The organism is Providencia sp. PROV080 (assembly GCF_033688105.1).
In the GTDB taxonomy this organism is placed as follows: domain Bacteria; phylum Pseudomonadota; class Gammaproteobacteria; order Enterobacterales; family Enterobacteriaceae; genus Providencia; species Providencia zhejiangensis.
This window is the reverse complement of record NZ_CP096346.1, coordinates 251112-265504: the sequence shown is the minus strand read 5'-3', so window position 1 is coordinate 265504 and position 14393 is coordinate 251112. Positions and strand designations below refer to the sequence as shown.

Genomic DNA, 14393 nt, shown 5'->3' with positions numbered 1-14393 from the left:
ATGTCTATGCTAGCAATGCAAGGTGCCTGTTGGCTATGCCAACAGCCATTAAAATTAGCTGACCAAGGAATCTGTTCATTTTGCATAAGGCACTTGCCGTCAATGCCTAATTGCTGCCATCGTTGCGCACTCCCTACCGAACAAGGCAGCATCATGTGTGGCCGCTGTTTGAAGCATCCCCCCGCTTGGCATACATTGATTACGGTAAGCCCATATCAAGCCCCGTTGAGAAAGTTAATCCATCGTTATAAATTTCATCCACAACCTCAGCTGGCTTTTACCCTTGCAAAGATCTATGCCTTACATTGGCTAAATGGCTATCGTCAATCACTTTGGCCTAAACCTGATTTACTGCTGACAATCCCACCACACTCTAAACGCCTGTGGTCTCGTGGGTTTGACCATGTTGCCTTTATTGGCGAATATTTATCCAAATGGTTAAATATCACCTATTCAAGAAATTCATTATTACGCACTCGTGATACACTGACTCAGATAACATTAAAACGTAAATACCGCTACAGTAATCTTAATGGTGCATTTACCCTGACGAGGCCTATAACAGGTCAGCGAGTCGCGATTTTAGATGATGTATTAACGACAGGAGCCACCATGCAAGCCGCTGCACAATTGCTGATTTGTGCGGGTGTACAGACAGTACAGGCTTGGTCCCTGTGTCGCACCTTGTAGAAAGGGGGCAAATGGGCGTATTATAACCAACTAAAGCGGTCAACTATTATTGAGCAAATGATTATGATTAATATTACTGAAGCAGCACAAGCTCATTTTGCCAAATTACTGGAAAATCAAGAGCCTGGAACCCAAATTCGCGTATTTGTCATTAACCCGGGTACACCTTCTGCTGAGTGCGGTGTCTCCTACTGTCCACCAGACGCTGTTGAAGCAACAGACCAAGAGCTGAAATTCGAGCTTTTATCGGCTTATGTTGATGAAATCAGTGCGCCATTCTTAGAAGACGCTGAAATTGATTTCGTGACTGACCAATTAGGTTCACAACTCACACTTAAAGCACCTAATGCAAAAATGCGTAAAGTGGCTGATGATGCACCACTTATCGAACGTGTTGAGTACGTTTTACAATCACAAATTAACCCACAACTGGCTAGCCATGGTGGTCGCGTATCACTGATGGAAATTACCGATGATGGCTTTGCTATTTTACAGTTTGGTGGGGGTTGCAACGGTTGTTCTATGGTCGATGTCACCTTAAAAGAAGGGATTGAAAAAGAACTTCTGAAAATGTTTGAAGGTGAGTTGAAAGGTGTGAAAGACTTGACTGAACACCAACGTGGTGAACACTCATTCTACTAAATGTTCACGCGATTTAACCTGTTTTTACGACACCCGTATTGTACTGCGGGTGTCTCTTATTATTAAATCACCTTTACTATCCGGTATGTTATGGAACAATTTGAGACGCTAACGCCTGCACAGGCATACCAACATTGGGTTGATGGCTCCGCAATATTAGTGGACGTTCGTGATCCACAAAGTTTTCGTGCGGGTCACGCGAGTGGCGCCTATCATTTGACCAATGAAACACTGAGCACCTTCCTAGAACAAACTGATTATGAACAAACTATCATGGTGATGTGCTATCACGGTCATAGTAGCCAAGGCGCTGCACAGTATCTGATTAATATTGGTTTCGAATCCGTTTATAGCATAAACGGTGGTTTCGAAGCTTGGTTAAGGGAATATCCACAAGCCGTCACGGCTCTCTAAGCGAGAACATCCATTCATGATCCACGTTGTTTCATTCGAAAATCCCAGAATGGCTCAGGCTTTTGTCGATTATATGGCAAGCCAACATATTCCATTAAAAATACACACAGTCCCAGAACAGCAACAAGTTGAACTTTGGCTCAATGATGAAGAGCACCTAGCGAAAGTACAACATGAACTCGAGCGTTTTTTGCAAGACCCGACAAATCCACGTTATATCGCAGCAAGTTGGGAAACAGGCACCACAGAAGCAGGGTTTAAATATCGCAATACCCTGACACTCGCGAACTTAAAAGCGCAATCAGGCCCTTTAACCATCGCTGTAATACTCATCTGCATCGGGGTCTATTTTTGGCTAGATATGACTCAACACCTTGATGTATTGCGTTATTTTGCATGGCCAAGAGAAGATCAACAATTTGAGTTGTGGCGCTGGTTTAGCCCTGTATTCGTTCAGTTTTCACTTTCCCAACTCGTTTTTAATCTGGTTTTATGGTGGTATTTGGCCAGTCAGGTTGAACGTCGATTAGGCTTTGGAAAACTGCTCACCATTTTTCTCGTTTCTGCCCTATTCTGTAATTGGGCGCAATCTCTGTACAGTGAGTCTAATTTTGGTGGGTTATCCGGTGTGGTCTATGCTCTTATCAGTTATGCTTGGTTAACGGGTGAGCGTCAACCGGAAAAAGAAGTAAGTGCCCCTCGGGGATTAATGATTTTTGTCATCGTCTGGCTCTTTTTAGGTAACTTAGGTGTTCTAGGTAACGATATCGCCAATGCCTCACATATCTCAGGGTTAATTATCGGATTATTGATGGGAATATGGGATAATAGGCATACTTTTAAACACCAGAGCTCCAGATAGAACATATATAATTAGAGGCTAACACCGTGAAACAGACCCAGAGACATGATGCAATCATTGAACTCGTTCGCCTTCAGGGCTATGTGAGCACTGAGGAGCTTGTCGAACATTTCGAGGTTAGCCCTCAGACAATCCGTCGTGACCTCAATGACCTTGCTGAACAAAACAAAATCCAGCGCCACCATGGTGGTGCCGCGTTGCCTTCTAGCTCTGTCAATACGGCCTACCATGACCGTAAGATTATGTGGTCAAATGAAAAAGCGCGAATTGCACAACGCGTCGCGAGCCAGATACCTGACGGTGCGACCTTATTTATCGATATCGGTACAACCCCAGAAGCAGTTGCGCATGCGTTAGTGAATCATAAAAACCTCCGAGTCGTGACGAATAATTTGAATGTCGCAACACTCCTCATGCCAAAAGAAGATTTTCGTTTGATTTTAGCAGGCGGCGAGGTGCGTTCACGAGATGGTGGTATTGTAGGTGAAGCGACTCTAGACTTTATTTCCCAATTTAGGCTGGATTACGGCATCTTAGGTATCAGTGGAATTGATATGGATGGCTCATTACTTGAGTTTGACTATCATGAGGTGCGCACTAAACGTGCCATTATTGAAAATTCACGCTGTGTCATGTTAGTGACAGACCATTCAAAATTTGGCCGTAATGCGATGGTCAACCTTGGTAACATGAACCTTATCGACTACTTATTTACCGATAAACTCCCCCCCGACAGTATTCAAAAAGTCATTGAGCAACACAATGTACAACTAGAACTGTGCTAAATCACGCCTCCAGATGGTGGCTTAAGCGACCATCTGAGGTTGTTGACAAAGTGGGATAAAAGCGTAGTTTTTCCCGCTTTGTGTTATCAGCCGAAAATCAATAAATTGATTTTCTCGTTTATTTTCAAAACCTATTCGACTTGCCGCCAAACATAATAGGTTTGTCAGCAGTCTGCATCTCTCTGAACCTTTTTGGAATCTCTGTCGCCTTTCAAGCGACTAATTCTTTGCCTCTCATACGATTACTCACCCAATGACGATCTTTCGTTAATGCTCGAACATGTTCATTTTGTAAAAATAAACATACTATTATTATGGTTAATGAGACTATTTTGTTATCTTTATCACGCAGTTGTTGTTTTTTATTGGTTAGTAGTTGGCATATTAGCCAATTTTGATTACAATCAAATGAGCGAAAACGAACATTATAGAACTTGTTTCGAACATCTCAGGGGGATGCATGGAAACTAAAGACTTGATTGTAATCGGCGGCGGTATCAACGGCGCTGGTATCGCGGCAGATGCCGCTGGCCGTGGACTATCTGTATTGCTGCTTGAGGCTCAAGACTTAGCCAGTGCGACATCATCTGCGAGTTCAAAACTGATCCACGGTGGTTTACGTTATCTTGAGCATTACGAATTCCGCCTCGTCAGCGAAGCATTAGCTGAGCGTGAAGTATTATTAAAACTTGCGCCACATATCGCATTTCCAATGCGCTTCCGTCTGCCGCACCAACCTCATCTACGTCCAGCTTGGATGATCCGTATCGGTTTGTTCTTGTATGACCATTTAGGCAAACGTACCAGTTTACCGGGTAGTAAAGGATTGAAGTTTGGTCAAAATTCAGTGCTCAAACCTGAACTCAATAAAGGTTTCGAATATTCTGACTGCTGGGTCGATGATGCGCGTTTAGTTGTACTAAACGCTCAAGAAGTGGTACGTAAAAAAGGTGAAGTTCGTACGCGGACAAAAGTAACTAAAGCCTACCGTGAAAACGGCCTATGGGTTGTTGAGGCAGAAGACCTTCTGACTGGCACAAAAGAAACATGGCGAGCTAAAGGCTTAGTTAACGCGACAGGCCCATGGGTGAAAGAATTTTTTGACGATGGTTTGAAACTGAAATCACCTTATGGCATTCGCCTTATTAAAGGTAGCCATATTGTCGTACCACGTGCGCATGACGAGCCTCAAGCCTATATTTTACAAAACGAAGACAATCGTATTGTTTTCGTGATCCCTTGGATGGATGAATTCTCCATTATCGGTACGACCGATGTCGAATATAAAGGGGATCCAAAAGATGTGCGTATTGATGACAATGAAGTCGCTTATCTACTGAAAGTCTATAATGACCACTTCAAAAAACAGTTAAGCAAAGATGACATCGTATGGGATTACTCAGGCGTTCGCCCATTATGTGACGATGAGTCTGACTCTCCACAAGCCATTACTCGTGATTACACATTAGATATTCATGATGAAAATGGTCAAGCGCCATTGCTCTCTGTCTTTGGTGGTAAATTAACAACTTACCGTAAGTTAGCAGAAGCAGCGGTTGGGAAACTGGCGCCTTATTATCCAAATGCAGGTGCTGCATGGACTAAAAATGGTGTCTTGCCTGGTGGCGACATTGAAGGTTGTGATCGTGATGGTTACGCACGCTTACTCCGTCAACGTTATGATTGGTTACCTGAAGGCCTTGCACTACGTTTTGCGAGAACTTACGGCAGCCAAAGCAAACTCATCTTAGAGGGTGCAAACTCACTCACTGACCTAGGTGAAGCCTTTGGCCATAACCTGTATGAAGCAGAACTACGTTACTTAGTCGAGCATGAGTGGGTAACTGAATTAGATGATGCCATCTGGCGTCGTACCAAATTGGGCATGTGGCTGAATGAAAGTGAAAAACAGCGCATCGCACAATGGCTGGCAGAGCAAATGAAAGCGGCTCAACCAGTCACAATTGCGTCATAAGAAACAATTGTAAAAATCTCGTTGGCAATGCAGTCAAAGCCGGTCAGTTTATCGCTGACCGGCTTTTTCTTTTTTATGTCGTGAATATCATTGTATTTTATCAGTTGCTTAAAGCTATTTAGTCTGATTAAATAATGACGTTACTTTCCTTCAACCTCACTAAAGGTATTCCCCGACGATGATTTGAGATCTGCCAGAAAATGCTTACAGATACCTTAACGGTATAACTTTTTCTGATTTTGGCAGACAATAATCGTCCAGCCCCTCATTTCGTGAAATGAACGCACTATGTTGTATTGTCTGCCCCCTGTACTCAGGAGGTACACATGACGGTTGCTTGTCATTTCTCACAACTCAATATCGAATTTAACCAAAATGCGCTGTTTTCTCCTCTGAGCGGAACCTTGCAGTGCCAACAAAATGCACTCATTGGGAATAATGGCAAAGGAAAATCCGTATTAATGCGCCTGCTTGCCCAACAAATGATACCCACAACAGGTCATATCAATTGGATGATGCCTTTTATTCATGTAGAGCAGTTGACTCGCCTTGAAGGGAATTCTATTGCGGATGCTTTAGGCGTTAGTGCATTAGTCGATGCATTCACACGCGTCGATACAGGGAATGCGACGATGGAAGATTTTGAGCTATTAGACGATAAATGGCACCTACCCGCTGAGTGGCAAAGCTTGTTAGATTCGGCCAAATTACCCATTATGGTAGATGAGCCTATTAATCATCTTAGTGGTGGTGAACGCACACGCCTCGCGCTATGTCGTGCCTTCCTCCATAAAAATCATTTCTTACTCTTAGATGAACCCGATAACCATCTTGATCATGAAGGGCGTCAATGGTTAAGCAACAAGCTAGCTGAACATAAGGCTGGGTCTTTAGTGATCACCCATAGCCGCTCGTTACTGGGGCAGATGCAAACCATCTTTGAATTAACGGATAAAGGCCTACATGAGTACGGGGGGGATTTTGCGCTTTATGAGCAGCAAAAACAGTTTGCCATGGCCGCGATTGAAGCCAAAACAGAGCGACTCGATCACCAAATCCGCCAAGAAAAACGTCAACAGCACGTCACGATACAAAAAGCGGAACAGCGTCGTAAACAAGGTGAGAAAATTCGTTATAGCGGTTCCCAATCTCTGCTGTTATTGGATATGAAAACCAATCGTGCACAGAAAAGGCAATCCAATGTCGCTGAACGGCACCAACGTGTCATGAGTGATTTGCAAGGGCAATTACAGGAAACCCAAGATAAACAAATTCATAGCAAGCAACAAAAGATGACCCTAAATTACCAACCTGATGGCAGCAAAGTCACCCTTTTTGCTTCCCAATTGCAATTACCTTATGGGCATACCACGCCACTTTCCTTCACGGCCTATACGGGAGAACATTGGCACATTAAAGGACGCAACGGCAGTGGGAAATCGACCTTATTAAAAATATTATCAGGAGAAATGCGAGCCATATCAGGTGAATATCGAATCAATCCTGCATTTTGCTATCTTGATCAACATCTTAATTTATTGAATAAAGATTTACCCGCCGCCGAAGCGCTGCATAATTATCAACCTGCATTTACCATTGAACAATGGCGAACGCAATTGGGTATGTTAAGGATCAGAGGTGATAAATCACTGCAACCTATAAAGCATCTCAGTGGTGGTGAACAGCTAAAAACAACACTATTGGCTCTAACACATAGCCCTACTCCACCAGCCGTATTACTACTCGATGAACCGGATAACCATCTCGATTTAGATTCAAAGAACTTATTAGAGGGATTGCTCAGTGATTACAAGGGAACCTTATTTTTGGTGTCCCATGATGACACCTTTGTCGAGAACTGTGGGATCACAAATGAATTCGTGCTCTCAGATTAATAAGCGTGTAAGGCTGCCAACGGGCAGCCTATAAGCTTGTGGTTACTTAATGAATGTTTGTTTAACTCTTTCAGACACTAAAAAATAAGGTATCCAAATCAAACAATAAAAACTGCTATTTGCCACATTCATAATATAGCTATATTTAATTTCCAAACCAAAAACGCTAGGAAAGATAAAACGCGAGGCAATAATCATTACGATATAAAATAGCATAGAAATAATGAAAAGCAGCTTTGCACTTTTCCGCCATTTTAACGCGGCAATAAAAGTCCACAACAACAAGACAATCAATATGCCATGACTCATTTGTAGCAAATAAAAGGCCGTTGAAAATCCGCTGACATAAAAATCAGAATTGACATTAGTCGCAAGATGCCAAGCTAATTTGACTTGATTAATATCGAACAGCATCATCATGATGGTTTGATACAGCATATAAAACAAACCTATCGTAGGAAAAATAAGCCATCCACCAATTCCCTGAAGTGGTGCTTTCTGAGGAGCCGTTGAAGTCGCCGGCTGATTTACATCCATCTTATTAATAACCTTATTTCTTTTTATGACTTAGCGCTGTTTCTAGATATGATTTTAAGACCAGTGCCTGATTATGCTGCTTATCTTTAGCACTATACAGTAATGTCAGATTACCTTGCTGAGCTTTTTCGACCAGTGGTATCCATGCCGATGGATTATCATTCAGTTCCTGCTGATATCTTTCAACGAATTTATCAAACTGATCGGTGTTTTGATGAAACCACTTTCGCAGCTCATTAGACGGAGCCACTTCTTTTTTCCATTCATCATATTGCAAATCTGTTTTTTTAATTCCTCTTGGCCATAATCGGTCAATCAGCACACGATAACCATCGCTTGGTGAGACAGCATCATAAACTCTTTTACAGTCAATCATGCACCCTCTCGTTAGTCACTTTAATATTGACTGATGATTTAATTCACAAAGGTATTTTTTACCCTAACAGATTTCAAAAAATAAGGGATCCAAATAGCGCAGGCACTCATCGCACGAATAATATTTCTGGTGTCATCGTCATCGACAGGAACGGAAAGAAGCTCTTTCACAAGAATAACATCGGCAATGACTAAGACTAAAGAAAAGACATAAAAGAAAATAATGACTTTTATCGTTAATTTCTTTTTAGTAAAAAAGAGATAACATAAAAATAACAATGTTCCATAAACAATTATGTTACCCAGTACTTCAAAATAGATAAGCTCTTTGAACATTGGCATAAAAGAAGGAGAAAGAGGATCCGTTAAAAGTCCCCAATATTCAAATGTTGCCGCATATGAACGCCAAAATGTATAAGGGAGATAAAAAAGAGAAATAATGATCCCCAACATTGGTAATATCAACCACCCACCAAAGCCCGCGGGTTTAAGTTCCCTGTTATCGTTTAAAGGCGAATTAGGCGTATTTTGACTCAATACCTTATGATCATCGCGTTGTGTAGAGCGTTCTTCTAATTCATTCATCATCACATCCTTGCTTTTCATTTATAGACAACAAAAGCAGCTGAAGCGTAACTCATATTTGATTTAAATCTAACTCTTTTTTGCTAAGAGATCACCTTTGAAATTCAAATTTAAAATGCCAAAATGGTTTTGAATAATAAATGCAGCTTGCCTCCCTACATATGACAAAAATGACACCGATAAGGCCTATGTGATGCAAAAAATAACCACCCAACTACGTTTGCCTTCCCATTTTCGGGCAGATGATTTTTTTGCCTTCCATTTACGGGACCAACACAATATTGCAGAAATTGTTGAGGGAAACTTATTACGTAAAGGCATACTGTGGGATCGCTCCCCTGCTCAGCTGCTCATTGCTATTGATGGCAATCAAGCCACGATGAGTCTTGAAATAGATAAGGGGGAAACGCAACCTTGCGAACAAAAATTGGTTGAGGTAGGCAAGCACATGCTTGGATTACAACAAGCGGTCGAACAATTTGAAGCACAATATTTATCTCATCCCATTCTTGGTAAATTAATTCAACAACAACAAGGCCTGCGCATCTATCAATCGACTAGCCCATTTGAAGCTTTAATTTGGGCTATTATCGGTCAGCAAATTAGTGTTACTGCGGCAATCGCAATACGCCGGCGTTTTATTCAAGCCACAGGGTCTAGGCATTCATCTGGAATTTGGTGTTTTCCAGATGCACAACAAGTGACTGCGGTCGATGATCTGACACTACGGCAGACAGGGCTTTCGGCCAGTAAATTGACGGCGCTCAGAGCCCTATGTGCAGCGCTCTTAAATCATCACATCGACCTCACATCACCAATCAACGCTGAAGAGGTACAAAAATTATCCAGCCAACTGGTTAGCCTAAAAGGTATTGGCCCATGGACGGTAAGTTATGCCTTGTTACGTGGTTTTAATTATCTTGATGGCTCGTTGCATGGCGATGTTGCTGTTCGGCGCAACTTGCAATCACTACTTGGTATGGAAACGCAACCTACAGCGAAAGAAACTGAAAAATGGCTTGAGGAGTTCACTCCATGGCGTGCTTTAGTGGCAGCACACTTATGGCGTAGCCAATCTGCGGCAGGATATTAATGGCCTATAAATACCAACCAACCGGCTAAGGTTGGTTGGCTTAAACGGTCAATCTAACAGCAAAGCGATAGATGCATTAACGTATCCAGTTTGTCTTCGCGAGTTCAACAACTTCATCACCACGACCGCTTAAAATCGCCTTCAGCATATACAAACTAAAGCCTTTAGCTTCTTGCAGATTAATGGTTGGTGGCATAGAGAGCTCTTGTTTTGCAGTCACCACATCGACCACAACAGGGCCATCATGTGCAAATGCTTCTTTCAATGCCGCATCCACGTCTTCGCTTTTCTCAACACGAATTCCTTTGATACCGGCGGCGTTAGCCACAGCAGCAAAGTTAGGATTATGGAGGTCTGTACCTTCAGTTAAGAAGCCACCGACTTTCATCTCCATCGCAACAAAGCCCAAAACACTATTATTCAGAACGATCACTTTTACCGGTAAATTCATTTGCGCTAGCGATAACAGATCCCCCATCAACATACTAAAGCCACCGTCACCACTCATTGTAATGACCTGACGAGTTTTATCGACGGATTGGATCCCCATTGCCTGTGGCATTGCATTCGCCATTGAGCCATGGTTGAACGAACCAATTAAACGGCGCTTACCGTTCATTTTTAAATAACGTGCAGCCCAAACCGTTGGTGTACCGACGTCACACGTGAATACAGCATCATCATTTGCAAGTGCACTGATTCGACTAGCCAAATACTGTGGATGAATCACATCTTCATGCCCCGGTTTCGCTAGATCATCAAGGCCTTTACGAGCTTCTTGATAATGTTTTAATGCGCTATCTAAATGGTGGCGATCTTGTTTCACTGTTAAATGCGGCTGTAAGGCTGTCAAAGTCGCTTTAATATCACCGATCAATCCCATATCAATATGGCAATGAGAGCCTAAGCTGCCCGCATTGATATCGATCTGAATAATTTTAGCCCCTTGTGGGTAGAATGCGCGGTATGGAAATTGAGTGCCGAGTAAGACAACGGTATCCGCATTCATCATCGCATGGTAACCCGATGAGAAGCCAATGAGTCCTGTCATCCCAACGCTATATGGGTTATCCCACTCAATATGCTCTTTACCTCGCAAGGCATGTACGACAGGTGCCTTTAATGTTTCTGCGAGTTTAACCACTTCATCGTGTGCCCCTGCACATCCCGCACCACAGAATAGTGTAATATTTTCTGATTGATTCAGTGCATCCGCTAATTTAGCTATTTCAGACGTTTGTGGCATGATCAACGGAGCCTGCGGCTGATACCATGTATCATTAGCGGTTTCTGGTGCGTCACGTAGCGCGATATCACCAGGCAATACAATCACAGACACACCTTTTTCCAGAATTGCTTTACGCATAGCAATGCCAAGCACTTGGGGAAGCTGCTCAGGGTTAGAGATCATCTCACAGTAGTGGCTACATTCACGGAATAACTCTGTTGGGTGTGTTTCCTGAAAATAGTTGCTACCAATTTCGCTTGATGGGATATGTGCCGCAATTGCCAATACAGGTACACGGTTACGATGGCAATCATACAAACCATTAATCAGGTGCATATTACCGGGTCCACATGAACCTGCACAAACTGTAAGGTTACCAGTCATTTGTGCTTCAGCACCCGCTGCAAATGCCGCAACCTCTTCGTGACGAGTGCCTAACCATTCAATTGTGCCAAGACGGCGTAAGCTATCACTTAAACCATTCAGTGAATCACCAGTAACGCCCCAAATACGCTTAACACCTGCATTTTCTAGGACCTTCGCGACATAGGATGCAACAGTCTGTTTTTTCATAATGGCACTCTTTTAAGTCAGATTAAGTTAAAATCACTCACAACAAGTCAAAATCATGCTCGCTGTGACACTTCATCATTATTAAACCAATGTATATTTACTTAACTTAGTGTAACTAATTAAATCTGCTGTTCATACCAGCGAAAACCCATCGCTAGTAAGAACAGGATAATCATCCACTAATATCAAAAGAAGAGTCTGGATACAGAATAAATTAAATATAGCGAAAAGATGAAATAACAAAAATAAACCGTATTAACAATAACTTAACAACAAATCGAAATAAGATTATATAAGGTTCCTATTGGCTATCATCACGAATTGAAAACAGCCCCTTAGTCATCCTAAAAATAAAATGCCCCTTCACTTTTCATTTTGCTGGGAATTATTGAAACATGAATATTATCGACGATTGCCACAATGGTCATGATACTGCAATATTCCAGCAATATTCATTCAACTTAATGTAGAATAAGCAGACTGATAATATATAAGCTGAATCATTCAGGGTGGTCAAAAGGACCACTCACTGTGACACAAATAGAAAGAACAGCTAGTCACGCTTTTTATCTTTATACCATTTTCCTATCAGCTCATTATTCAACGCAATAACCTGCCAAATAATCAGATAACCCTGAAGGTATTTTAACGGGCTTTTGTTTTCAACACAGAATGATTGATGTCGGCTTATATCAGGATTTTATTATCTGCAAATGGAAGGCGAAAAACCGTATATAACAAAGTCGAATTCACACTTATTTTTTCTTTAAAAAACAACAATATAAATATCATCCCTAATTAAGCACTCATTGCGAGATTAAAAAGTCAATAACGCCACAAAAAGTAGCATAAAAGACTAACGTTTTACATTTATTCGATATTATTGTATTATTAGTCGCTATGTAAGGTTACCTAAAGGTACATGTTTTGCTTTATTTAAAAAATACACAACAACAAAATAACTCGCTATTCTTTCCGCTTCTTCGTTCGTCTCTTCACAATTATTAGCGGTGATTTTCCCCTAATTGTCTTAGTAATCGGATATAACACGCTATTCATATTGATGATTTCTACAGGTGATTAATAAAATATTTATGCATTCTATAGATAACGACTATTCTAATATAACAGTCTCTCTGTTTATCTTACCCAAGTTAGCTGTAGAGATATGGACGCCACACACATCATGAATGCAGTTCCTTATGTTCCGAGATTCAGATAAGAGGATGGTTCCATGAAATTCAGAAAGAAAAAAGAAAAACCATTAAATATTAATGATATTACTATCATTGATGATGGGAAATTGAAAAAAGCCATTACAGCGGCTTCGCTGGGTAATGCGATGGAGTGGTTTGATTTTGGTGTATATGGCTTCTTAGCTTATGTACTTGGTCAAGTTTTCTTCCCTGGCGCATCACCGAGCGTTCAGATGATTGCCGCATTGGCAACGTTTTCCGTGCCTTTTCTCGTTAGGCCTTTAGGTGGTATTGTTTTCGGGATCTTAGGTGATAAATACGGCCGACAAAAAGTCTTGGCGATCACCATTATTATTATGTCGATCAGTACGTTCGCGATTGGTTTGATCCCATCCTATGAAAGTATTGGTATTTGGGCTCCTATTCTGCTGCTGTTAGCGAAACTCGCTCAAGGCTTCTCCGTTGGTGGAGAATATTCAGGTGCAGCCATCTTTGTTGCCGAATATTCACCCGACCGAAAACGCGGCTTTATGGGAAGTTGGTTAGACTTTGGTTCTATTGCTGGCTTCGTATTAGGGGCTGGTGTCGTCGTCCTGATTTCGAGCATTGTCGGAGAAGAAAATTTTCATGATTGGGGCTGGAGAATTCCATTCTTCTTAGCATTGCCACTGGGTATCATTGGGTTATATTTGCGTCATGCGCTTGAAGAGACGCCAGCATTCCAACAACATGTTGAAACACTGGAAAAACAAGATAAAGCCAATATTCAAAACCCACCAAAAGTGTCTTTCCGTGAAGTGGTAACAAAGTACTGGAAGAGCTTAATGATCTGTGTGGGGCTGGTTATCGCAACTAACGTGACTTACTATATGTTGCTGACCTATATGCCAAGTTACTTATCGCATAACATGAATTATTCAGCTGACCATGGTGTGCTTATCATTATTGCAATTATGATTGGTATGTTATTTGTTCAGCCTATTATTGGCTTAACCAGCGATAAAATAGGTCGTCGCCCATTTGTGATTGCGGGAAGCTTAGGCCTGATTATTTTAGCCTATCCGGCCTTTATGCTGATTGACAGCGGTTCTGTGGGTTTGATCTTCGTTGGTTTACTGATTTTAGCCGTTTTACTTAATTGTTTTACTGGCGTGATGGCGTCTATTTTACCCGCCATTTTCCCAACTCATATTCGTTACAGTGCTCTCGCGATCGCATTTAATATCTCGGTATTGATTGCCGGTGCGACACCAACCGTCGCGGCTTGGTTAGTTGAATCCACCAACAACCTGTATATGCCAGCCTTTTATTTGATGGTTATCGCGCTGATAGGCTTGTACACTGGGATTAAAATGCCAGAAACAGCAAATAAACCACTGAGAGGCGCGACACCGGCTGCATCAGATAAGGCTGAAGCAAAAGAAATCTTAAGTGAGCACTATGACAATATTGAACAGAAGGTTGAAGATATTGAACAACAGATTGCAGAACTTGAGAAAAAACGCCAATCGTTAATTAATCAGCACCCTAAATTAGACTAAGT

13 protein-coding genes are annotated in these 14393 nt (G+C 41.8%); 9 read left to right on the top strand and 4 right to left on the bottom strand.

Annotation, left to right across the window (positions count from 1 at the left end; genetic code table 11):
• Positions 1 to 6 precede the first annotated feature (6 nt).
• The 7 genes from M1F03_RS01150 (at position 7) to M1F03_RS01120 (ending at position 7263) form a co-directional block, all read left to right on the top strand.
• A complete protein-coding gene (locus M1F03_RS01150) occupies positions 7 to 690 on the top strand; it encodes a phosphoribosyltransferase family protein (protein WP_154622224.1) in 684 nt (227 codons plus the stop codon).
• 63 nt (positions 691 to 753) lie between these two features.
• Positions 754 to 1332 carry a Fe-S biogenesis protein NfuA gene (gene nfuA / locus M1F03_RS01145; protein ID WP_154622225.1) on the top strand — a complete coding sequence of 193 codons (579 nt, stop codon included), beginning with the start codon at positions 754 to 756 and terminating at the stop codon, positions 1330 to 1332.
• 90 nt (positions 1333 to 1422) lie between these two features.
• Positions 1423 to 1746, top strand: coding sequence for a thiosulfate sulfurtransferase GlpE (glpE, locus tag M1F03_RS01140; RefSeq protein WP_154622226.1), 324 nt, complete (start codon positions 1423 to 1425; stop codon positions 1744 to 1746).
• Between the two features lie 16 nt (positions 1747 to 1762).
• The gene (gene glpG / locus M1F03_RS01135) at positions 1763 to 2608 is read left to right on the top strand and encodes a rhomboid family intramembrane serine protease GlpG (protein WP_154622227.1); all 846 of its coding nucleotides are present in this window, start codon (positions 1763 to 1765) and stop codon (positions 2606 to 2608) included.
• Positions 2609 to 2634: 26 nt separating this feature from the next.
• Complete coding sequence (locus tag M1F03_RS01130) at positions 2635 to 3393, top strand: DeoR/GlpR family transcriptional regulator (RefSeq protein ID WP_163860523.1); 759 nt, start codon at positions 2635 to 2637, stop codon at positions 3391 to 3393.
• Between the two features lie 460 nt (positions 3394 to 3853).
• Positions 3854 to 5368, top strand: a complete 1515-nt coding sequence (gene glpD, locus M1F03_RS01125; RefSeq protein WP_154622228.1) for a glycerol-3-phosphate dehydrogenase — start codon at positions 3854 to 3856, stop codon at positions 5366 to 5368.
• A gap of 326 nt (positions 5369 to 5694) precedes the next feature.
• Positions 5695 to 7263, top strand: coding sequence for an ATP-binding cassette domain-containing protein (locus M1F03_RS01120; RefSeq protein WP_196713899.1), 1569 nt, complete (start codon positions 5695 to 5697; stop codon positions 7261 to 7263).
• Between the two features lie 42 nt (positions 7264 to 7305).
• Here M1F03_RS01120 and M1F03_RS01115 read toward each other — a convergent pair whose 3' ends face one another.
• From M1F03_RS01115 to M1F03_RS01105, 3 genes are read right to left on the bottom strand one after another with little or no spacing between them, the layout of a single operon-like run.
• The gene (locus M1F03_RS01115) at positions 7306 to 7800 is read right to left on the bottom strand and encodes a DUF2569 domain-containing protein (protein ID WP_163860520.1); all 495 of its coding nucleotides are present in this window, start codon (positions 7798 to 7800) and stop codon (positions 7306 to 7308) included.
• A gap of 13 nt (positions 7801 to 7813) precedes the next feature.
• The gene (locus M1F03_RS01110; RefSeq protein ID WP_154622231.1) at positions 7814 to 8176 is read right to left on the bottom strand and encodes a DUF488 domain-containing protein; all 363 of its coding nucleotides are present in this window, start codon (positions 8174 to 8176) and stop codon (positions 7814 to 7816) included.
• Positions 8177 to 8214: 38 nt separating this feature from the next.
• Positions 8215 to 8760 carry a DUF2569 domain-containing protein gene (locus M1F03_RS01105; RefSeq protein WP_154622232.1) on the bottom strand — a complete coding sequence of 182 codons (546 nt, stop codon included), beginning with the start codon at positions 8758 to 8760 and terminating at the stop codon, positions 8215 to 8217.
• Positions 8761 to 8953: 193 nt separating this feature from the next.
• On the opposite strand from M1F03_RS01105, the gene M1F03_RS01100 reads away from it, so the two are divergent.
• Positions 8954 to 9853: a DNA-3-methyladenine glycosylase family protein gene (locus M1F03_RS01100; protein ID WP_154622233.1), complete on the top strand. Its 900-nt coding sequence runs from the start codon at positions 8954 to 8956 to the stop codon at positions 9851 to 9853.
• Between the two features lie 76 nt (positions 9854 to 9929).
• On the opposite strand, the gene poxB is transcribed toward M1F03_RS01100, so the two are convergent.
• Complete coding sequence (gene poxB, locus M1F03_RS01095; protein ID WP_154622234.1) at positions 9930 to 11654, bottom strand: ubiquinone-dependent pyruvate dehydrogenase; 1725 nt, start codon at positions 11652 to 11654, stop codon at positions 9930 to 9932.
• A gap of 1234 nt (positions 11655 to 12888) precedes the next feature.
• On the opposite strand from poxB, the gene proP reads away from it, so the two are divergent.
• Complete coding sequence (gene proP / locus M1F03_RS01090; RefSeq protein ID WP_154622235.1) at positions 12889 to 14391, top strand: glycine betaine/L-proline transporter ProP; 1503 nt, start codon at positions 12889 to 12891, stop codon at positions 14389 to 14391.
• The last annotated feature ends 2 nt before the right edge of the window (positions 14392 to 14393 follow it).